Raw genomic sequence first — 20583 nt, forward strand, 5'->3', positions numbered from 1 at the left:
GTTCAGCATGCTCCCCCGACTGGACTCGAACCAGTAACCTGCCGGTTAACAGCCGGCTGCTCTGCCAATTGAGCTACGGAGGACCGAGCTCCCCCGACTGGACTCGAACCAGTAACCTGCCGGTTAACAGCCGGCTGCTCTGCCAATTGAGCTACGGAGGAATGCCTCGTTGCATCGAACGTACCTACCTGGGTATTCGCCAGGGGGCGGGCGCTCGCTGCGACACATACATTAGCGCAAGCAGGGGGGTGCTCCGCCAATCGGTTCCCCCGGCACCGACCTACACGAGGGAAGGGTGGCCTCCATGCGCTACAAGCTCACGTTCGTCGTCGGGCTGGCACTGGGTTACGTGCTGGGCACGCGTGCCGGACGCGAACGCTATGAGCAGCTGAAGAAGTCCGCACGTCAGGTCGCCCAGAACCCCGCGGTCCGCAACACCGCGGAGTCGGCCGCCCAGCAGGGCCGCCAGTTCGCGGGCAAGGCGTACCACGCGGTGAGCGACAAGGTCGGTGACCGGGTCCCGGACTCGGTGGCCGAGCGGGTGCGCTCACTGAGGGATCGCAACACCAACGGGACGGGTGAGGACGACTGGGGCACCAGCACCACCTAGGCCGACGGCAGGCCGAGCGACGGCGAGCTATTGACGCCACGCACCCCCGCGGCGCACGGCCCATAGAATTTCAGTCATGGGGATAGTCGCCGGGCTGGACAGTTCGCCCGATTTCACTCGCATCGTCGTCTGCGACGCGGACACAGGTGCCGTGCTCAGGCAGGGGTATGCCCCCCACCCGGTGGACGGCGACCGACCCTCCGACGTGGACCCGCAGGCCTGGCTGCTCTCCCTCGGTGAGGCAGCCGGCGGCGGACTCCTCGAGGGTGTGCAGGCCATCGGCGTGTCGTCGCAGCAGAACGCGGTGATCCCGCTGGACTCGCAGGGCAACACCGTGCGCCCCGCGATGGTCGGCGGCGACAGGCGCACGCAGATCGCGGCGGCGGATCTGATCGACGCGCTCGGCGGCCGGGAGGCGTGGGCGCAGGCCGTGGGGTGCGTACCGCAGGCCGCCCAGCCCGTGACCAAGCTGCGCTGGCTCGCGAAGAACGAGCCGGACGCCGCCCTGCGCGCCGCGATCCTGATGCAGGCCCACGACTGGCTGGTCTGGCAGCTGCTCGGCCGGCCCGTGAGAAGGACCACTGATCGCGGCGGGGCCTCCGGGACCGGCTACTGGTCGGCCGCCACCGGCGGTTACCGGTCCGACCTCGTCGAGCTGGCGCTCGGTCACCAGGCCATGCTGCCCGAGGTGATCGGGCCGGCGGACGCGGCCGGTACCACCCCGGAGGGGCTGCTGATCTCCGCCGGGACCGGCGAGACCATGGCCGCCGCCTTCGGGCTGGGGATCGGGCTGGGTGACGCGGTCGTCTCGCTCGGCGCCTCCGGGTCCGTGATGGCCGTACATCCCGAGGCCCTCGTCGACAGCTCCGGGATGATCACGTCCCTGGCCGACGCGACCGGCATGCACCTCCCGGTCGTCACCACGCTCAACGCCGTGCGGACCCTGCGCGGGGCCGCCGAGCTGCTGGGGCTGCCGGACCTGGAGGGCCTGTCCGACCTGGCGATGAAGTCGACGCCGGGGTCGCACGGGCTGGTGCTTCTCCCCTATCTGGAGGGGGAGCGGACACCGAATCTGCCGCACACGGCCGGGACGCTGGCGGGACTTCGCCGGGAGTCCATGAAGCCCGAGCATCTCGCGCGCGCCGCCTTCGAGGGCATGCTGTGCGGACTCGCCGACGCGCTGGACGTGCTGCGCGGCCGGGGTGTCGACGTGCGGCGGATCTTCCTGCTGGGGGCGGCCGCCGAGCTGCCCGCCGTGCAGGCCGCGGCGCCCGCGCTGTTCGGCGCGCAGGTCGTCGTACCGCAGCCGGCCGACTACGCGGCGATCGGCGCGGCCCGGCAGGCCGCCTGGGCGCTCGGGGCCTCGCAGGGCACCCTCGACCCGCGCAATCCGCCGGCCTGGCAGGGCGCGGCGGCGCAGGTGCTGGAGCCGGGTGAGGAACTGGCGGTCGGGCAGGCCGTGCGGCAGCAGTACGTGTCGGTGCGGGAGCAGACACATCCCGGAGCATTCCGGTCATAGGGCCCTAAATGCCATCCGGATGTTCCGGGTGATTCGGGTGTGTTCGGGTGTGGCGGAAGGTAAGGATCCGGTAGGAGCCGCACCCGGAAGGCCGGACCGAGCACTGCTCTCGGCTTAATCGGTTGAGGTAACGCGGGGGGAATGTTCGACGATGGGTGCCACGGGCAACGTACCCGCCCACCGCCGACTCCGAGAGACGTAGCGTGCTCATACGACTTCTGCGGACCTATCTCAGGCCCTACAAGCAACCCATCGCTCTCCTGGTGCTGCTGCAGTTCCTGCAGACCTGCGCCACCCTCTACCTGCCCACGCTGAACGCGCACATCATCGACAACGGTGTCGTCAAGGGCGACACCGGCTACATCCTCTCCTTCGGCGCCCTGATGATCGGCATCTCGCTGGCGCAGGTCGTGTGCAACATCGGTGCCGTGTACTACGGCGCCAGGACCGCGTCGGCGCTCGGCCGGGACCTCCGGGCCGCCGTGTTCGACCGGGTGCAGTCCTTCTCGTCACGCGAGGTCGGCCACTTCGGGGCGCCCACGCTGATCACCCGTACCACCAATGACGTGCAGCAGGTCCAGATGCTGGCCCTGATGACGTTCACCCTGATGGTGTCGGCGCCGATCATGTGCGTCGGCGGCATCGTCCTCGCCCTCGGCCTCGACGTACCGCTGTCCGCGGTGCTGGTGGCCGTCGTGCCCACGCTGGGCATCTGTGTGACCTTGATCGTACGGCGGCTGCGGCCGCTGTTCCGGAAGATGCAGGTCCGTCTGGACACGGTGAACCGGGTGCTGCGCGAGCAGATCACCGGCAACCGCGTGATCAGGGCCTTCGTACGGGACGACTACGAGAAGGACCGGTTCCGCAAGGCCAACACCGACCTCACCGAGATGCAGCTGGCCACCGGCAACATGCTCGCGCTGATGTTCCCGATCGTCATGACGGTGGTGAACCTGTCGTCGATCGCGGTGGTGTGGTTCGGCGCCCACCGGATCGACAGCGGCGGGATGATGATCGGCGATCTGACCGCGTTCCTCGCCTATCTCATGCAGATCGTGATGTCCGTGATGATGGCCACCTTCATGTTCATGATGGTGCCGCGCGCGGAGGTGTGCGCCGAGCGGATCGAGGAGGTCCTCGGGACCTCGTCGAGCGTGGTACCGCCGGTGGCGCCGGTCACGGAGCTGCGGCGGCACGGTCATCTGGAGATCCGAAACGCCGGGTTCCGCTATCCCGGTGCCGAGGAACCCGTGCTCAAGGCCATCGACCTGGTCGCCCGGCCCGGTGAGGTGACCGCCGTGATCGGCTCCACCGGCAGCGGCAAGTCCACGCTGCTCGGGATGGTCCCGCGGCTGTTCGACGCGACCGACGGCGAGGTGCTGGTCGACGGGACGGACGTGGCGAGCCTCGACCCGAAGCTGCTCGCCAAGACGGTCGGGATGGTCCCGCAGAAGCCGTACCTGTTCGCGGGGACGGTGGCGACCAATCTCCGCTACGGCAACCCGGACGCCACGGACGAGGAGCTGTGGCACGCGCTGGAGGTGGCGCAGGCCAAGGACTTCGTGACCAAGCTCGAAGGCGGGCTGAACGCCCCGATCGCGCAGGGCGGTACGAACGTCTCCGGTGGTCAGCGACAGCGGCTCGCGATCGCCCGGACCCTCGTCCAGCGCCCCGAGATCTACCTCTTCGACGACTCCTTCTCCGCCCTCGACTACGCCACCGACGCGGCGCTGCGGGCGGCGCTCGCCCAGGAGACCGCCGAGGCGACCGTCGTGATCGTCGCCCAGCGGGTGTCGACCATCCGGGACGCCGACCGGATCGTCGTCCTCGACGAGGGACGGGTCGTCGGCACGGGCAGGCACCACGAACTGATGGCCGACAACGAGACATACCGGGAGATCGTGCTCTCCCAGCTGACGGAAGCGGAGGCTGCCTGATGGCCGGGCCGATGGCGCGGATGATGGGTCAGGGCGGCGGTCCCGACAGCCGTTCGATGGACTTCAAGGTCTCGGGCAAGCGCCTGATCTCCCAGTTCAGGCCGGAGCGGCTCACCATCTGTGTGCTGCTGTTCTGCGTGGTGGTGAGCGTCGGACTCAACGTGGTCGGGCCGAAGATCCTCGGCAACGCCACCGACCTGGTCTTCGCCGGGATCGTCGGGCGGCAGATGCCGTCCGGGGCGACGAAGGAGCAGGTCCTCCAGTCCATGCGGGACCGGGGCCAGGGGCAGGTCGCCGACATGCTCCGCTCCACCGACTTCACGCCGGGCAAGGGCATCGACTTCAGCGCCGTGGGGAACGTACTGCTCCTCGCGCTCTGTACGTTCGTCGTGGCCGGCCTGCTGATGGCGGTGGCGACCCGGATGGTGAACCGGGCCGTCAACCGCACGATGTTCCGGCTGCGCGAGGACGTCCAGGCGAAGCTGTCGCGGCTCCCGCTGTCGTACTTCGACAAGCGCCAACGCGGCGAGGTCCTCTCCCGCGCGACCAACGACATCGACAACATCGGTCAGACGCTCCAGCAGTCGATGGGCCAGCTCATCAACTCGCTCCTGACCATCATCGGCGTCCTCGCGATGATGTTCTGGGTCTCCTGGCTGCTGGCGCTCGTCGCGCTGGTCACCGTGCCGCTGTCGTTCGTCGTCGCCACGCGCGTCGGCAAGCGGTCGCAGCCGCACTTCGTGCAGCAGTGGCGCTCCACGGGCAAGCTCAACGCCCACGTCGAGGAGATGTACACCGGGCACACGCTGGTGAAGGTGTTCGGGCGGCAGGACGAGTCGGCGCAGCAGTTCGCCGAGCAGAACGACGCGCTGTACGAGGCCGGGTTCAAGGCGCAGTTCAACAGCGGGGTCATGCAGCCGCTGATGATGTTCGTCTCGAACCTCAACTACGTGCTGGTGGCGGTCGTCGGCGGCCTGCGGGTCGCGTCCGGCGCGCTGTCCATCGGTGACGTCCAGGCCTTCATCCAGTACTCGCGGCAGTTCTCGATGCCGCTGACGCAGGTCGCCTCGATGGCGAACCTGGTGCAGTCGGGCGTCGCGTCGTCCGAGCGGATCTTCGAACTCCTGGACGCGGAGGAGCAGGAGGCGGACCCGAAGCAGAGCGCGAAGCCGGAGGAGCTGCGCGGGCTGGTGGAGCTGGAGCACATCTCCTTCCGCTACGACCCCGAGAAGCCGCTGATCGAGAACCTCTCCCTGAAGGCCGAACCCGGACACACGGTCGCGATCGTCGGACCAACGGGGGCGGGAAAGACCACCCTCGTCAACCTGCTCATGCGGTTCTACGACGTCTCCGGCGGGCGTATCACCCTCGACGGCGTCGACATCGCCACGATGTCCCGGGACGAACTGCGCGCCGGGATCGGCATGGTGCTGCAGGACACCTGGCTGTTCGGCGGCACGATCGCGGAGAACATCGCGTACGGGGCGTCTCGCGACGTCACGCGCGGCGAGATCGAGGAGGCGGCCCGGGCCGCGCACGCCGACCGGTTCGTCCGTACTCTCCCCGACGGCTACGACACCGTCATCGACGACGAGGGCACGGGGGTCAGCGCCGGCGAGAAGCAGCTGATCACCATCGCGCGGGCCTTCCTGTCCGACCCGGTGATCCTGGTCCTCGACGAGGCGACGTCCTCGGTCGACACCCGCACCGAGGTGCTGATCCAGAAGGCGATGGCCAAACTCGCCCACGGGCGTACGTCGTTCGTGATCGCGCACCGGCTGTCGACCATCCGGGACGCGGACACGATCCTCGTCATGGAGAACGGCTCGATCGTCGAACAGGGCGCCCACGCGGACCTGTTGGCGGCGGACGGGGCGTATGCGCGGCTGTACAAGGCGCAGTTCGCGCAGGCGGTGGCGGAGGTGGACTAGACAGAGGTGGATGAGACAGAGGGGGCCGCCGGCAGGCGGCCCCTTTCTAGTCCAGGTATCCCCGCAGCTGATCCGCGAACGCATGGTCCCTCAGCTTGTTCAGGGTCTTGGACTCGATCTGCCGTATCCGTTCCCGCGTCACCCCGAAGATGCGCCCGATCTCCTCCAGCGTGCGCGGACGTCCGTCGACCAGCCCGTACCGCAGCTGGACGACCTTCCGCTCCCGCTCCCCCAGCGTGGAGAGCACGGCCTCCAGGTGCTCTCGCAGCAGCAGGAACGCCGCGGACTCCACCGGACTCGCCGCGTCGCCGTCCTCGATGAGGTCACCCAGCGCCACGTCGTCCTCCTCGCCCACCGGGGCGTGCAGGGAGACCGGCTCCTGGGCGAGCCGCAGGACCTCGCTGACCCGCTCGGGCGCGAGGTCGAGGTGGGCGGCCACCTCCTCCGGCGTCGGCTCGTAGCCGCGCTCCTGCAGCATGCGGCGCTGGACGCGGACGACCCGGTTGATCAACTCGACGACGTGGACCGGGACTCGGATGGTGCGGGCCTGGTCGGCGAGGGCCCGCGACATGGCCTGGCGGATCCACCAGGTGGCGTACGTGGAGAACTTGTAGCCGCGGGCGTAGTCGAACTTCTCAACCGCCCTGATCAGGCCCAGGTTTCCCTCCTGGACAAGGTCCAGCATGGTCAGCCCGCGCCCGACGTACCGCTTCGCCACGGACACCACGAGCCGCAGGTTCGCCTCGATCAGGCGACGCTTGGCCATGCGGCCCATGACGACCAGGCGGTCGAGGTCGAGGGCGAGCTGGCTGTCCAGGTCGGGCGCGCTGCTGAGCCTCTCCTCGGCGAACAGGCCGGCCTCGACGCGGCGCGCGAGGTCGACCTCCTCGGCCGCGGTGAGCAGGGGGATACGGCCGATCTCGCGCAGGTACTGCCGGAACAGGTCGGAGGAGGGGCCGCCGGTGTCGGCGCGGGCGCGCGCCGCGGCGGGCGTCTCCACCGGTTCGGCGACCTCGGTCTCCAGTGCCTCGGCGGGCGGTTCGGCGGGCTCGGGCGGGGTCTCGGCCTCCGCCGGGTCGGCCTCGGGGTGGTGCACGACACGGGACTGCGGGGGGACCGCGACGAGTACGTCGGTCTCCGCGTCCGGTTCCGTGCCGTCCGTACCGGTCTCGCTGTTCTGTGTCTGGGTGAGGGTCTGGGTCTGCACGGGGGCGACCTCCAGGATGATCGCTGCTGAGGAGTGCGGCAGCGCTGCTTTGGGAGCGGAGTCGGCGGCCACGCCGCTGTCCGTCCCGTACGCGATGAGCGGAACCGCGGGGGTGTGGGATCCGCTGGGGACGGATCGGCCGCGCTCCGAGGACTCAGGCACCGGAACCCAGTGTGGAGTACGACACATCGCCGCCACGAGGGGCGTGCGGTGACTTTTTGAGTCCGGTCCGTGACCGCGTGGTTACCCTCGCGGAAAACTCGGGTGCCGGTGTGTGCCCTGATCTGCCACGATCCCCGAGTGTCCGCCTCCTTGTACGAAACCCACCTCAGGTTCGTCGAGGGGAACCATTTCGCCGCGGAGTATCCGCGGTTCCACGACCAGGAGCGGGAGTACACGCAGCGGCGCTCCTAGAGCGCGGCGGCCCCATGCTCCCGCAGCGCCTGGTCGTACTGCTGCAACACCCACAACTCGTTCTGTACGGCGGCCAGTTGGGCGGGGTCGCCGCCGGCGGCCAGGCGGGTCATGGTGGACTGGACGTCGCGGATGCGGCGTTCGACGGCGCGGCGGCGGACCGTCACCAGCTGGGCGCCCGCGTACACCTCGTCGACCGTCTTGCGCATGATCGCCTCGACGGCCAGTTCCGTGACCATCGCGCGCACCGCGTCGTCGGGGGCGGCCTCGCGGACGCGGACCAGGTAGTCCTGCGCGTCCTGGGTGCCGTACTCGGCGCCGCCCGCGTCCATGACGGCCTGGCGTACGGCGGCGTAGGGCACGGCGGTGAACTCGTCGACGCCGTACGCGTCGAAGGCCGGGGAGACCAACTCGGGGCGCTGGAGGGCGAGTTTGAGGAGCTCGCGCTCGGTGGCGTAGACGGGGTTGCGGAGGGTGAGGGCCGGGCCGGTGGTGGCGGCGCGGGGGGCCGCGTCGTACTGCTGGGGGCCCCGTCCGCTCGGCGCCGGGGCGCCCTTGCCGCCTCGGTCGCGGGCCCAACGGGCCAGCTGGGCGACGCGCTTGACCACGAACTGGGTGTCCAGGATGCCGAGCATGCCGGCCAGCTGGACGGCGACCTCGTGCTGGGCGCCGCTGTTCTTGATGCGGGCGACGATGGGGGCCGCCTCGTCCAGGGCGGCGGCGCGACCCGCGGGGGTGTCGAGGTCGTAGCGGACGACGATCTGGCGGAGGGCGAACTCGAAGAGGGGTGTGCGGGGTTCCACCAGGTCGGAGACCGCCTCGTCGCCCTTCGCGAGGCGGAGTTCACAGGGGTCCATGCCGTCCGGCGCGATGGCGATGTACGTCTCGGCGGCGAACTTCTGGTCGTCCTCGAAGGCGCGCAGGGCCGCCTTCTGGCCGGCCGCGTCGCCGTCGAAGGTGAAGATCACGCGTGCGCTGCCGTTGTCCATCAGCAGTCGGCGGAGGATCTTGATGTGGTCGCCGCCGAAGGCCGTGCCGCAGGTCGCGATGGCGGTGGTGACGCCGGCGAGGTGGCAGGCCATGACGTCGGTGTAGCCCTCGACGACGACCGCGCGGGACGCCTTGGCGATGTGCGGTTTCGCGAGGTCGATGCCGTAGAGGACCTGGGACTTCCTGTAGATCGGCGTGTCGGGGGTGTTGAGGTACTTCGGGCCGTTGTCCGCTTCGTACAGCTTGCGGGCGCCGAAGCCGACGACGTCCCCGGCGATGTCGCGGATGGGCCACATCAGGCGGCCGCGGAAGCGGTCGATGGGGCCGCGGCGGCCCTCCTGGGCGAGGCCGGAGAGGACCAGCTCCTTGTCGGTGAAGCCCTTGCCGCGCAGGAAGCGGGTGAGGTGGTCCCAGCCCTGGGGGCTGTAGCCGACGGAGAAGTGCTGGGCGGCGGCCTGGTCGAAGCCGCGCTCCGCCAGGAACGTGCGGCCGGTGTCGGCCTCCGGGCTGGTCGCCAACTGCTCGATGTACCAGTCGGCGGCGACCTTGTGGGCCTCGACCAGGCGGATGCGCTCGCCGCGCTGGTGGGAGGGGTTGTAGCCGCCCTCCTCGTAGCGCAGGGTGATGCCGGCGCGGGCCGCGAGCCGCTCGACCGACTCGGAGAAGGTGAGGTGGTCGACCTTCATCACGAACGTGATGGTGTCGCCGCCCTCCTGGCAGCCGAAGCAGTGGAAGAGTCCCTTGCTCGGGCTGACCTGGAAGGACGGCGACTTCTCGTCGTGGAACGGGCAGAGCCCCTTGAGGTTGCCGCCGCCCGCGCTGCGCAGCTGGAGGTACTCGGACACCACGGCGTCGATCGGGACCGCGTCCCGTACCGCCTTCACGTCCTCGTCGTTGATCCGTCCTGCCACGCGTGAATTCTACGGGGGTGCACTGACACCTAAGAGACGTGGCTTGCGAGCGGAACGTGTGGGTCCGCCAACGCGTCCGTGTTCACCCGGGTCTTGGTGCGGATCAGCTTCTGGATGGGCTCTGTGACGTCCCACACGTTGACGTTCATCCCGGCCAGCACCCGGCCCTCCTTGATCCAGAAGGCGATGAACTCACGCTTTCCGGCGTCCCCCCGGATCACCACCTGGTCGTAGGTGCCCGGGGGTGCCCAGCCGGAGTACTCCATGCCGAGGTCGTACTGGTCGGAGAAGAAATAGGGCACACGGTCGTAGGTGACGTCCCGGCCGAGCATCGAGCGGGCCGCCGCGGGGCCGCCGTTGAGCGCGTTGGCCCAGTGCTCCACGCGCAGCCGGGTGCCGAAGAGGGCGTGCGGGAAGGAGACGACATCGCCGGCCGCGTACACGTCGGGGTCGGAGGTGCGCAGGCGTTCGTCCACGACGATGCCGCCGCCGTACTGCCTCTCGGCGATCTCCAGGCCCGCCGCCTCCGCGAGGCCGGTGCGCGGGGCCGCGCCGATCGCGGCGAGGACGTCGTGGGCCGGGTGCTCCTCGCCGTCGTCCGTGCGGGCCGCAAGGACCATGCCGTCCTGGCCGACGATCTCCGTCAGCCTCGCGCCGAAGTGGAAGCGGACGCCGTGCTCACGGTGCAGCTCGGCGAAGAGGTTGCCGAGCTCCGGGCCGAGGACCGCGTGCAGGGGTGTGGCGTGCGGTTCCACGACGGTCACCTCGGCCCCGTACTCCCGCGCCGCCGCGGCGACCTCCAGGCCGATCCAGCCGGCGCCCGCGATGACGATGTGGCCGTTGTCCCGGCCGAGCGCGGCGAGGACACCTTTCAGCCGCTCGGCGTGGGCCAGCCGGCGCAGGTGGTGGACGCCGGCCAGGTCGGTCCCCGGGATGTCGAGGCGGCGCGGCTCCGCACCGGTCGCCAGCAGGAGCTTGTCATAACGGACGAGCGTGCCGTCCTCGCCGAAGCGGACCGTCTTCGCCTCGCGGTCGATGGCGTCGACGGTCTCGCCGAGGTGCAGCTCGATGTCGTTGCGCGCGTACCAGGCCGGTTCGTGGACGAAGACGCTGTCGCGGTCCTCCTTGCCCAGCAGATAGCCCTTGGAGAGAGGCGGGCGCTCGTACGGGTGGTCGCGTTCGTCGCAGATCAGTATCACGCGGCCGCTGAAGCCCTCCGCTCGGAGCGTCTCGGCCGCCTTCGCGCCGGCGAGGCCGCCTCCGACGATGACGAATGTCTGATCCGCGTCGACCACTTGATGCCTCCTACGGGGTGTCTGAGGGGTGTCCCCTCGGAAAACACAGCAGATGCCGCCACATGCGAGCGTCCCGCACGGAGCGTGATGGGGGAAGAGGGAGTGGCCCGATCAGGCCACGGAGGGTCACATTCGGGCGCATTCCACGTCACAAACGCCCCCTCAATCTCTCGTCTGCCCCATCAGACCGGCGTGTAGCGAACGGGCCGAGGCGTCGGTGAGGGACGCGATCTGGTCGACGATCACCCGCTTGCGCGCGCGGTCGTCGCCGGCCCGGTCGAAGAGGGCACGGAACTGGGGGTCCAGGCCGTCGGGGGCACGGGCGGTGAGGGCCGCGGCGAGTTCGGCGACGACGATGCGCTGGTCGGCGCGGAGCCGTTCCTGTTCCGCGCGCTGCATGACGTAACGGTCGGCGACGGCCTTGAGGACCGCGCACTCCAGGCGGGTCTCTCGCGGTACGACGAGTTCGGCGTCGTACCTGGTGAGGCGGCCCGTGCCGTACGTCGCGCGGGTGGCGGACTCGGCGGCGAGGGCGAAGCGGCCGATGAGCTGGCTCGTGGCGTCCTTGAGGCGGGCCTGGGCGACGGCCGTGCCGTCGTAGCCGTGGGGCCACCACTCCTGGTCCTGGAGGCGGTCGAGGGCGGCGGCGAGCTCTGCCGGGTCGGTGTCCGTGGGGACGTATCTGCCGATGGCGACCGCGAAGACGGCTCGGCGCTCCGGCTCGGCGTGCAGGTGATCGGGGTCGATGTGACCGGCGTGCAACCCGTCTTCGACGTCGTGGACCGAGTACGCCACGTCGTCCGACCAGTCCATGACCTGGGCCTCGAAGGTGGTGCGGGTGGTGGGGGCGTCCTTGCGGAGCCAGTCGAAGACAGGGCGGTCGTCCTCGTAGACGCCGAACTTGGGGGAGGCCGGGTCGGTGGGGTGGGCGCCTCTGGGCCAGGGGTACTTGGTGGCGGCGTCGAGGGAGGCCCGGGTGAGGTTGAGGCCCACGGAGCCCTCCGGGGTGAACCGCTTGGGCTCGATGCGGGTGAGCAGTCTCAGGGACTGGGCGTTGCCCTCGAAGCCGCCGCAGTCCTGGGCGAATTCGTTGAGGGCCTGTTCGCCGTTGTGGCCGAACGGGGGGTGGCCGAGGTCGTGGGAGAGGCAGGCGGCTTCCACGAGGTCGGGGTCGCAGCCGAGGGCCGCGCCCAGCTCTCGGCCCACTTGGGCGCACTCCAAGGAGTGGGTGAGGCGGGTGCGGGGGCTGGCGTCCCAGGCCTGGTTACGGGTGCCTGGGGTGACGACCTGGGTCTTGCCGGCGAGACGGCGCAGGGCCGATGAGTGGAGTACGCGGGCGCGGTCACGCTGGAAGGCGGTGCGGCCAGGGCGTTTGTCGGGCTCTGGAGCCCAGCGTTCGGTTGACTGCGCGTCGTAGGACATGCCTCGACAGTAAGGGCAGGTACTGACAATTGGGGTGCGGCTGTGCGCCTGTGCGTCTGCCGGGATCTGTTCAGATGGCGAGTGCGGGCTGTGTGTGGCTGGTCGCGCCCCACGGCGGAGCCGGAGCTGCCAAGGTCTGGTCGTAGCGGTGGAGGAGGAGCTCGGCCATCGACGGGTGGATGCCCAGCGGAGCCGAGGCGATCCACGGGGCCGCCTCCGCGCACTCCGTTGCGAAGCGGCCGGGGGCCGTGAAGTAGGAGGCAACAGCCACTCGGTCGCGGCCTCTTGTGGTGAGGGCTTGGATGGCGTTCGGGACCGTCGGGGCGGCCGTCGTTGCGTAGGCGGGGACCACCGGGACGCCCAGGCGCTCGGAGAGCAGTTGGGCCGTGCGGTTCGTGTCGAGCTTGGACTCCGGGTCGCGGGAGCCCGCGGCGGCCAGGACCACCGCGCTTCTGCGGCGGGTGGGCTCGTCCATACGGGTGCGCCAGCCGGCCTCGACCAGGCGGGCGAAGAGGGCGTCCACGATCAGCGGGTGCGGACCCAGTGCGCCGGCCACGCGCGCGCGTACCCGTGACTCCGCCGCCATCTCCGGGATGTCCCGCTTGATGTGGTAGCCGCGGCTGAGGAGGAGCGGGACGAGGACCGCCTCGTCCGTGCCGAGGGCGGCCAGGGTGTCGGGGAGCAGGGGCTCGTTCAGTTCGATGTGGCCCAGGTGGACCGGGAGGCCGGGGCGCTGCTCGCGGACCTTGTCCAGGAGCGCGCGGACCGTGCTGAGGGCGCGTGGGTCTCGGCTGCCGTGGGCCACGACCACCAGGGCGGGCGGGCCGGGGCGCCGCCTGCCGTTCAGGGAGATCAGGCTGAGCTGGCTGGCGAGCTGGCTGCCGATCTGGCTCATGAGGTGCGCCGTACTGTCCGTCATGGACCGATCCTGACGGCGGGAGGTTGCCGCCCCGTTGCATGAGAATGACGGGCGTTTTCCGACGGTTCACGGCGGGGTGGGTGGGGTCTGTGAGGTGGCGTGACCTGCGGTTTCGTCGCTCGGAGTGAGTCTGGTCACGTAGGGTGTGCCGAACCGTGGGGGCCGACAGGACGTCTCTGACTGTCGAACACGCAGGCCACAGAGAGGAACGTCCGATGCGCAGACCGCGTCTGCCACGCACGCGTACCGGGCAGCGGCGGCTGGTGCAGGCCGTGATGGCCGTGTGCGTACTGGCACTGCTTCCGGCGACCTGGATGTATGTCGTGACGGCCGACCGTCTGCGGACGACCGCGGACGCGCCCCGCACCGAGGTCGCCGTCGTCTTCGGGGCCGGCCTGTGGGACGGGGAGCCGTCGCCGTATCTGGCCCACCGACTCGATGCCGCCGCCCTGCTGTACCGCGAGGGGCGCGTCAAGGTCGTCCTCGTGACCGGTGACAACAGTCGCAAGGACTATGACGAGCCCGATGCCATGCGCGCCTATCTGACGAAGCACGGCGTGCCGGGCGGGCGGATCGTCAGTGACTACGCCGGGTTCGACACCTGGGACTCGTGTGTCCGGGCCAAGAAGATCTTCGGCGTCGACAGCGCCGTGCTGATCAGCCAGGGGTTCCACATCCGGCGGGCCGTGGCGCTGTGCCAGGCGGCCGGTGTCTCGTCGTACGGGGTCGCGGTGAGGGACCAGCACAACGTGACCTGGTACTACGGCGGTACCCGCGAGATCTTCGCGGCGGGCAAGGCGGCGCTGGACGCCCTGTTCCGGCCCGACCCCCAGTTCCTCGGGCCCAAGGAACCGGGGGTGAGCAGGGCGCTCGCTAGCGCCCGGTGAAGTGCGGGGCGCGTTTCTCCAGGAAGGCCGTCATTCCTTCCTTCTGGTCCTCGGTCGCGAACAGGGCGTGGAACACGCGGCGTTCTTGACGTGCGGCGGGCATGCCCGGTCTGTCGAACGCCGTGCGGAGTCGTGCGCCGTGCGGGGCCGTGCGCGCAGGGAGCCAGGGTGCTATGGAGCCCTTTAGACGTCGTTTCTTATGGAGGTGTCTACAGCACTTGTTGGCGGAGGGTTGGCGTGAGCTGTGCTGGGCTCCTGGTAGAACCGGCGCATGACATACAGGTTCACAGCCCGTGCGGTGGCTGCCGAGGTCGACGTTGATGGCGAGATGCAGGCTGGCATGGCGGAGGAGGATGAGGGCTTCTTCCTGCTGTTCACGAGCGCTATCGGTGAGCCGTCCGCACAGGACATCTCGCTCGGGCTCGACACGTACTGCGTGATGACCCCGGACCAGTGCACGGCCTATGGCTGTGTCCGCGAGGTGGCTCTGACAGACGACCTGCTCACGGTGTCGCTGGACCCCGGTTGTCTGGATGACTTGGAGTTGGAGGATGCGGAGATCGAGGCGGTGCTCGACGTGCCGGCCGAAGGCATTGACGAGATGCGCGAGGTACTTGCGAAGGTGCTGGCCTTCGGACGCGAGGAGGCCCGGCCTCGGCTCACTGGTTTCTTGGTTTGATCGGTCTATCGAGGCGGCGGTATCCGATCAGGAGTGCTGCGATGCCGACGAAGGCGAGGAAGTGTTCAGCCTTGCGTTCGTAGCGGCGGTGGAGGCGTCGGCAGCCGGCCAGCCAGGACACGGTTCTCTCGACCACCCAGCGGTGACGCCCCAGGCGCTGTGAGGACTCGATTCCTCTGCGGGCGATGCGGTGCCGGATGCCACGCTTGAGGAGCCAGCGGCGCAGGTGGTCGTAGTCGTAGCCCTTGTCTGCGTGGAGCTTGCCGGGGCGCCGTCGACGAGGTCCACGCCGGGACCGGATCGGCGGGATGCCGCGCACGAGCGGTTCAAGGCCGAGACTGTCGTGCATGTTCGCGCCGGAAATGCCCAGCGAGATCGGCAGTCCGTTCCGGTCGGTGATCAAGTGGATTTTCGATCCGGGCTTGCCACGGTCGGTCGGATTCGGTCCTGTCAGAGGCCCCCTTTTGCGGCCCGCATGCTGACGGAGTCGATCGCGCAGCGCGACCAGTCGAGTTCCCCGCGGGCGCCGAGTTCATCGAGGATGACGCGGTGGAGGCGGGCCCAGACCCGGGCCCGGCTCCACTGGGCGAAGCGTCGGTAGACCGTCTGCCAGCTCGGGCCGAACACCGGCGGCAACTGCCGCCAGGTGCAGCCCGAGGTCGCCACGAAAATGATCGCGGCCAATGCTTCGCGGTCACCCGCTCGACGCCGGCCGCCACCCTGCGGACGTATGACCTCCGTCGGCGGTACCACCCGCCGGAACAACACCCACAACTCGTCCGGCACCAGCCGCTCAACCAGATCTGTCATGCACGTTTCAACGAACGATCACGCCATAAGAAACGACGTCTTAACCCTCAACGATGCGTGATCGGCCATTCACGGGACCGAGTGAGCCGCATGTGGCGACTTTCGTCACAGAGGCAACTTCCGCGTCGGTTGGCTGCGACTCCTGGGCGGTTCGGTGCGCCCCTCACCGCCGACCGGGTCCGGTCGGGAGGTCGCCGTCTTGTCCGCGTAACAAGGGGCCGCCCCGCACGTAACACGCCCGAAGCACGCTGAAGGGCATGCAGAACTCCGTGACGCCCACCCACTGCCCCTACTGCGCCCTGCAGTGCGGGATGAACCTGACGCCCGCACCGGACGGCACGGTCGAGGTCAGCGAGCGCGCGGACTTCCCGGTGAACCGGGGCGCGCTGTGCGGCAAGGGCCGTACGGCGCCGGCCGTGCTCTCGTCCCGGGTGCGCCTGACCTCCCCGTTGGTGCGCTCCGAGGACACTCTGGTGCCCGCCACCTGGGACGAGGCACTGGACCGGATCGCCGAGGGACTGCGTCGAACGCGTACGGAACATGGCCCGGACGCGGTCGGCGTCTTCGGCGGCGGCGGTCTCACGAACGAGAAGGCGTACACACTCGGCAAGTTCGCGCGGGTGGTGCTCGGCACCTCGCAGATCGACTACAACGGGCGCTTCTGCATGTCGTCCGCGGCGGCGGCCGGGATCAAGGCGTTCGGGCTGGACCGGGGGCTGCCGTTCCCGCTGGAGGACATCCCGAGGACGGGCTGCGTGATCCTCGTGGGCTCCAACCTCGCGGAGACCATGCCGCCGTCGCTGCGGTTCTTCACCGAACTGAAGGAGAACGGCGGCACGCTGATCGTCATCGACCCGCGGCGGACGCGGACGGCCGAGCAGGCCGACCTGCACCTGGCGCCGAGGCCGGGAACCGACTTGGCCCTCGCACTGGGCCTGCTGCACCTGGTCGTCGCGGAGGGCCGGGTCGACGAGGAGTACGTGGCCGGGCGGACCGTCGGCTGGGAGGACGCGCGGGCGGCCGCGATGGCGCACTGGCCGGAGTACGTGGAGCGGATCACCGGGGTGTCCGTGCCTCAACTCCGGGAAGCCGTCAGGATGTTCTGCGAGCCGGAGAACGCGATGGTGCTCACCGCGCGCGGGCCCGAGCAGCAGTCCAAGGGCACCGACACCGTGGGCGCGTGGATCAACCTGTGCCTGGCGACGGGTCGTGCGGGGCGGCCACTCAGCGGTTACGGCTGTCTGACCGGGCAGGGCAACGGACAGGGCGGGCGTGAACACGGCCAGAAGGCCGACCAGTTGCCCGGCTACCGCAAGCTGGACGATCCGGCGGCGCGGCGGCATGTGGCCGAGGTGTGGGGTGTGGACCCCAACAGCCTTCCAGGGCCGGGGCGCAGTGCGTACGAGCTTCTCGACGCCCTCGGTGGGGACATCAGGTCGCTGTTGCTGATGGGGTCCAATCCCGTGGTGTCGGCACCGCGTGCCGCGCATATCGAGGAGCGGTTCAAGTCCCTTGATTTCCTTGCCGTTTGTGACGTCGTGCTGTCGGAGACGGCGGCTCTGGCGGATGTGGTGCTTCCCGTGACGCAGTGGGCGGAGGAGACGGGCACGACGACGAATCTGGAGGGCCGTGTGCTGCTGCGCCTGCGCGCGATCACGCCTCCCGACGGCGTCCGCAGCGACCTCGAGGTCATGCACGAACTGGCCGACCGGCTCGGTGTCGAGAAGGGCTTCCCGACCGACGCCGAGGAGGTCTTCGAGGAGCTGCGCCGGGCGAGCGCGGGCGGGCCGGCCGACTACTCCGGGATCACCTATCGCCGACTGGCGGAGGAGAACGGGGTGTTCTGGCCGTGCCCGGCGGAAGCGGAGGAAGCCGGCGCCGGCCAGGGAGCCGCTGCCGCGGATGACGCCCGTGCCGAGGCATCCGGTGCCGGCGAGGTTGTCTCGCCGGCCGCTCCCGGCGACGAACCCGCCTCGGGCACGGGCGCCCACCCCGGCACCCCCCGCCTCTTCCTCGACCGTTTCGCCACCCCCGACGGCCGGGCCCGCTTCGTCCCCGTCACCCACCGGGCCATCGCCGAGGAGCCCGACGACGAATACCCGGTGTTGCTGACGACCGGCCGGGTCGTCGCCCAGTACCAGTCCGGTGCCCAGACCCGCCGCGTCGACGAGCTGAACGCCGCCGCACCCGGCCCCTTCGTCGAGCTGCACCCTCGGCTCGCGGCCCGGCTCGGGGCGGCGGAGGGCGACCCGCTGGCGGTGGTGTCCCGGCGGGGCCGGGCGGTGGCACCGGCCCGCATCACCACCTCGATCCGCCCCGACACGGTCTTCATGCCCTTCCACTGGCCGGGCGAGGGCCGCGCCAACACCCTGACCAACCCGGCGCTGGACCCGACCTCACGGATGCCGGAGTTCAAGGCGTGTGCGGTGCGGGTGGAGGCGGTCCAGCCGTAGCCGGTCGTCGGCGACCTGTGTATCGGTGCGGCGGGGAGGCCGAACTGACATTTCCCGTACGGCATGTGGCGTGCGGGGAGGACGTACGGGCCGAGGTGCGGCACCCGGCGGACGGGACGACCGAGTGGTCCGGGGCCGGGCAGCGGGTGAGGCCGGGCGAGGCCCCGGCGCTGGTGCTGCCGCTCGGCTTCCCGCTGAGCGGCGCGCTGCCGCCGGGGTTGGCGGTGGTGCAGCCGGAGTGGTGGCCCCAGGCGTCGCGGTGCCAGATCTCCACGGCGGCGCCCTTCACGGGCTCGCAGGAGCCGGTCCGGTCGCGCGCCGTACAGGCCGGGGACGTCCTCAACGCCGGAGGAACCAGTCGCCGCTCTCGATCAGCTTGCCGTGGGTGCGCAGTCGGGTGGCGACGGAGGGGGCGGCGAGGTACACCCAGGCGCGGACGAGGGCGCCGTCGCAGTCGCGCCGCACGTCACGCGGGACCCGCTCGTAGAGATTGCGCGGATCACCGGGCGCGTAGTCCTCCAGCCGGTCGAGGGCGACGAGCAACTCCTCGTACCGCTCGGGCAGTGCGGTGACGAGGTCGCCGTACACCAGTCCGCCCGCCTCCTCCACGGCCCATGGGTAACCGGGGCCGTCGTAGAGCACGGAACCGGTCAGACGCCCCGGTTCCTCGGTGCGGGTGCGGCCGCGGAGGAAGAGGTCGTGGTTGATCTCGCCGGGGCGGAGGGTGCCGTAGACGAAGAAGGGCAGTCGGGGAGTCACAAAAACGATTCTCTCTCCACACACACCTCCCCATCCGCGCTCTTTACCTCCGGCTGTCATGCCCTCTTAAATCTTGGTCAACATCAGGCCCGTCCCCACGCGCGCCCGCGCCCAACCGAGGAGACCGATGAGTCGGATACGGCTGCACCCGAGCACCGCCCGAAGGTCCCGTCGTCTCGCCGCCGCCACCGGCGTCGCCGCCACCACCGCCGCCCTGCTGGCGTCCGCTCTCTCCCCCGCCGCCGTGGCGGCCGACCGACCGTCCAGGTCCTCCGCGCTCGAGAACGCGGCCTCCGCCCTCCTCGCGCACGCCGCGAGCCTCGGCCTCACCTCGGCCGAGGGCACGTCGGTCCGGGACGTGATCGTCGACAGCGACGGCACGCAGCACGTCCGCTACGACCGTACATACCGCCAGCTCCCGGTGCTGGGCGGTGACTTCGTGGTCCACTTGGCGAAGGACGGCACGTACCGCTCCGCGAACCGCGCGACGACGGGCAGGATATCCCTCGCCTCGATCGTCCCCTCCATATCGGCCCCCAAGGCCGCCGACCTCGCGGCGAACGCCCTGCGGGCGGTGAACCTCGGCGAGACCCTGAAGAAGCTCACGGCCAAGCCCCAGCTGGTCGTCGACGCCCTGCACGGCACCCCGAAGCTGGCCTGGCGCACCCAGGCCACGGCCCAGGACACGCTGGGCAACCCGGTCGCGCGGACCGTGCTCACCGACGCGACGACCGGCCGGCAGATCGACGCGTGGGACGACATCGAGACGGCGACGGGTGACGGCAAGTCGCTGTACAGCGGGACGGTTCCGCTGGAGACGACGCTGTCCGGGTCGACGTACCAGCTCAAGGACCCGACGCGGGGAAACACGTACACGGGCGACGCAGCCAACAAGACGGACCTGTGCTTCCTGACGAGCATCTGCGTCAGCCGGGCCCCCTCGACGGTGTTCACGGACACCGACAACCACTGGGGTTCCGGGGCGACTTCGGACCGTTCGACCGTGGCCGTGGACGCCCAGTACGGCACGGACGTCACCTGGGACTTCTACAAGAACACCTTCGGCCGCAACGGCATCGGCAACGACGGCAAGGGCTCCTACAACCGCGTCCACTACGGCAACAGCTACAACAACGCCTTCTGGGACGACAGTTGCTTCTGCATGACGTACGGCGACGGTGACGGGACGAGCCTCGGCCCGCTGGTGTCGCTGGACGTGGCGGGCCACGAGATGACGCACGGGGTGACGTCCAAGACGGCCGCCCTCACCTACTCCGGCGAGTCCGGCGGTCTGAACGAGGCGACCTCCGACATCCTCGGCACGCTCGTGGAGTTCTACGCCAACAACCCCTCGGACCCCGGGGATTACCTGATCGGCGAGAAGATCGTCCGCTCCGGCTTCGGCCGGGAGGCGCTCCGCTACATGGACAAGCCGTCGAAGGACGGCAACTCCGCGGACTACTGGAGCTCCTCGGTCGGGAATCTCGACGTCCACTACTCGTCCGGCGTCGCGAACCACTTCGCCTATCTGCTGGCCGAGGGCAGTGGAGCGAAGACCATCAACGGGGTCAGCTACAACTCGCCCACGTACAACGGCTCCACGGTCACCGGGATCGGGCGGGCGAAGCTGGGGCAGATCTGGTACCGGGCGCTCACGGTGTACATGACGTCGTCGACGAACTACGCGGGGGCGCGCGTCGCGACGCTCAACGCGGCCAAGGATCTGTACGGGGCGGGGAGTACGGAGTACAACGCCGTGGCCGCGGCCTGGAGCGCGGTGAACGTGAACTGAACTGAGCGGAGAGGGCCGGGGCGAGGTGGCGGCTGTGCGGCGCGGGAC

The 20583-nt window shown here is 69.9% G+C and carries 15 protein-coding genes, 2 tRNA genes and 1 pseudogene; 8 read left to right on the forward strand and 10 right to left on the reverse strand.

Annotated elements, in window-relative coordinates; all coding sequences use genetic code 11:
• Positions 1-10: 10 nt before the first annotated feature.
• Positions 11-83: transfer RNA gene (locus ACWC09_RS01690), tRNA-Asn, on the reverse strand.
• Between the two features lie 5 nt (positions 84-88).
• Positions 89-161, reverse strand: a tRNA-Asn gene (locus ACWC09_RS01695).
• 143 nt (positions 162-304) lie between these two features.
• On the opposite strand from ACWC09_RS01695, the gene ACWC09_RS01700 reads away from it, so the two are divergent.
• The 4 genes from ACWC09_RS01700 (at position 305) to ACWC09_RS01715 (ending at position 5997) form a co-directional block, all read left to right on the forward strand.
• Entirely contained in the window at positions 305-610 is a 306-nt protein-coding gene (locus tag ACWC09_RS01700; RefSeq protein ID WP_450847451.1) for a YtxH domain-containing protein, read from the forward strand.
• Between the two features lie 76 nt (positions 611-686).
• Complete coding sequence (locus ACWC09_RS01705) at positions 687-2129, forward strand: xylulokinase (RefSeq protein ID WP_450847453.1); 1443 nt, start codon at positions 687-689, stop codon at positions 2127-2129.
• 203 nt (positions 2130-2332) lie between these two features.
• Positions 2333-4066 (forward strand): ABC transporter ATP-binding protein, encoded by a 1734-nt coding sequence (locus tag ACWC09_RS01710; protein ID WP_450847454.1) that lies wholly within the window; start codon positions 2333-2335, stop codon positions 4064-4066.
• Positions 4066-5997, forward strand: coding sequence for an ABC transporter ATP-binding protein (locus ACWC09_RS01715; protein WP_450847456.1), 1932 nt, complete (start codon positions 4066-4068; stop codon positions 5995-5997). The genes ACWC09_RS01710 and ACWC09_RS01715 overlap by 1 nt, the downstream gene beginning before the upstream one ends.
• Before the next feature lie 46 nt (positions 5998-6043).
• On the opposite strand, the gene ACWC09_RS01720 is transcribed toward ACWC09_RS01715, so the two are convergent.
• From ACWC09_RS01720 to ACWC09_RS01740, 5 genes are all read right to left on the reverse strand, one after another.
• Positions 6044-7366: an RNA polymerase sigma factor gene (locus ACWC09_RS01720; RefSeq protein WP_450847458.1), complete on the reverse strand. Its 1323-nt coding sequence runs from the start codon at positions 7364-7366 to the stop codon at positions 6044-6046.
• Between the two features lie 248 nt (positions 7367-7614).
• A complete protein-coding gene (gene dnaG, locus ACWC09_RS01725; protein ID WP_450847460.1) occupies positions 7615-9519 on the reverse strand; it encodes a DNA primase in 1905 nt (634 codons plus the stop codon).
• 29 nt (positions 9520-9548) lie between these two features.
• Positions 9549-10814, reverse strand: coding sequence for an NAD(P)/FAD-dependent oxidoreductase (locus tag ACWC09_RS01730; RefSeq protein ID WP_450847462.1), 1266 nt, complete (start codon positions 10812-10814; stop codon positions 9549-9551).
• 162 nt (positions 10815-10976) lie between these two features.
• Complete coding sequence (locus ACWC09_RS01735) at positions 10977-12236, reverse strand: deoxyguanosinetriphosphate triphosphohydrolase (RefSeq protein ID WP_450847464.1); 1260 nt, start codon at positions 12234-12236, stop codon at positions 10977-10979.
• A 70-nt stretch (positions 12237-12306) separates the two neighbouring features.
• Complete coding sequence (locus tag ACWC09_RS01740; RefSeq protein WP_450847466.1) at positions 12307-13155, reverse strand: sirohydrochlorin chelatase; 849 nt, start codon at positions 13153-13155, stop codon at positions 12307-12309.
• Positions 13156-13370: 215 nt separating this feature from the next.
• On the opposite strand from ACWC09_RS01740, the gene ACWC09_RS01745 reads away from it, so the two are divergent.
• Entirely contained in the window at positions 13371-14042 is a 672-nt protein-coding gene (locus ACWC09_RS01745) for a SanA/YdcF family protein (protein ID WP_450847468.1), read from the forward strand.
• Here ACWC09_RS01745 and ACWC09_RS01750 read toward each other — a convergent pair.
• Positions 14029-14127, reverse strand: a pseudogene (locus ACWC09_RS01750) (enoyl-CoA hydratase-related protein); the annotation flags it as partial. The gene ACWC09_RS01745 and the pseudogene ACWC09_RS01750 sit on opposite strands and share 14 nt — an antisense overlap.
• 186 nt (positions 14128-14313) lie before the next feature.
• Between ACWC09_RS01750 and ACWC09_RS01755 the strand changes: the two are divergent.
• The gene (locus tag ACWC09_RS01755) at positions 14314-14721 is read left to right on the forward strand and encodes an Imm10 family immunity protein (protein ID WP_450847470.1); all 408 of its coding nucleotides are present in this window, start codon (positions 14314-14316) and stop codon (positions 14719-14721) included.
• Here ACWC09_RS01755 and ACWC09_RS01760 read toward each other — a convergent pair.
• Positions 14702-15531, reverse strand: a protein-coding gene (locus ACWC09_RS01760) for an IS5 family transposase (protein WP_450847472.1) whose coding sequence is annotated in 2 segments (ribosomal slippage) — positions 14702-15177 and positions 15177-15531 — 831 coding nt in all. Because the reading frame shifts where the segments join, the coding sequence is not laid out codon by codon here. The two genes, ACWC09_RS01755 and ACWC09_RS01760, sit on opposite strands and share 20 nt — an antisense overlap.
• Positions 15532-15788: 257 nt before the next feature.
• Here ACWC09_RS01760 and ACWC09_RS01765 point away from each other — a divergent pair.
• Entirely contained in the window at positions 15789-17984 is a 2196-nt protein-coding gene (locus tag ACWC09_RS01765) for a molybdopterin oxidoreductase family protein (RefSeq protein ID WP_450847474.1), read from the forward strand.
• A gap of 339 nt (positions 17985-18323) precedes the next feature.
• Here the strand turns inward: ACWC09_RS01765 and ACWC09_RS01770 are convergent, their stop codons facing one another.
• Positions 18324-18743 carry a gamma-glutamylcyclotransferase family protein gene (locus ACWC09_RS01770; protein WP_450847476.1) on the reverse strand — a complete coding sequence of 140 codons (420 nt, stop codon included), beginning with the start codon at positions 18741-18743 and terminating at the stop codon, positions 18324-18326.
• Between the two features lie 127 nt (positions 18744-18870).
• On the opposite strand from ACWC09_RS01770, the gene ACWC09_RS01775 reads away from it, so the two are divergent.
• Positions 18871-20535, forward strand: coding sequence for a M4 family metallopeptidase (locus ACWC09_RS01775; RefSeq protein ID WP_450847478.1), 1665 nt, complete (start codon positions 18871-18873; stop codon positions 20533-20535).
• Positions 20536-20583 lie beyond the last annotated feature (48 nt).

Source organism: Streptomyces sp. NPDC001617 (genome assembly GCF_053596855.1).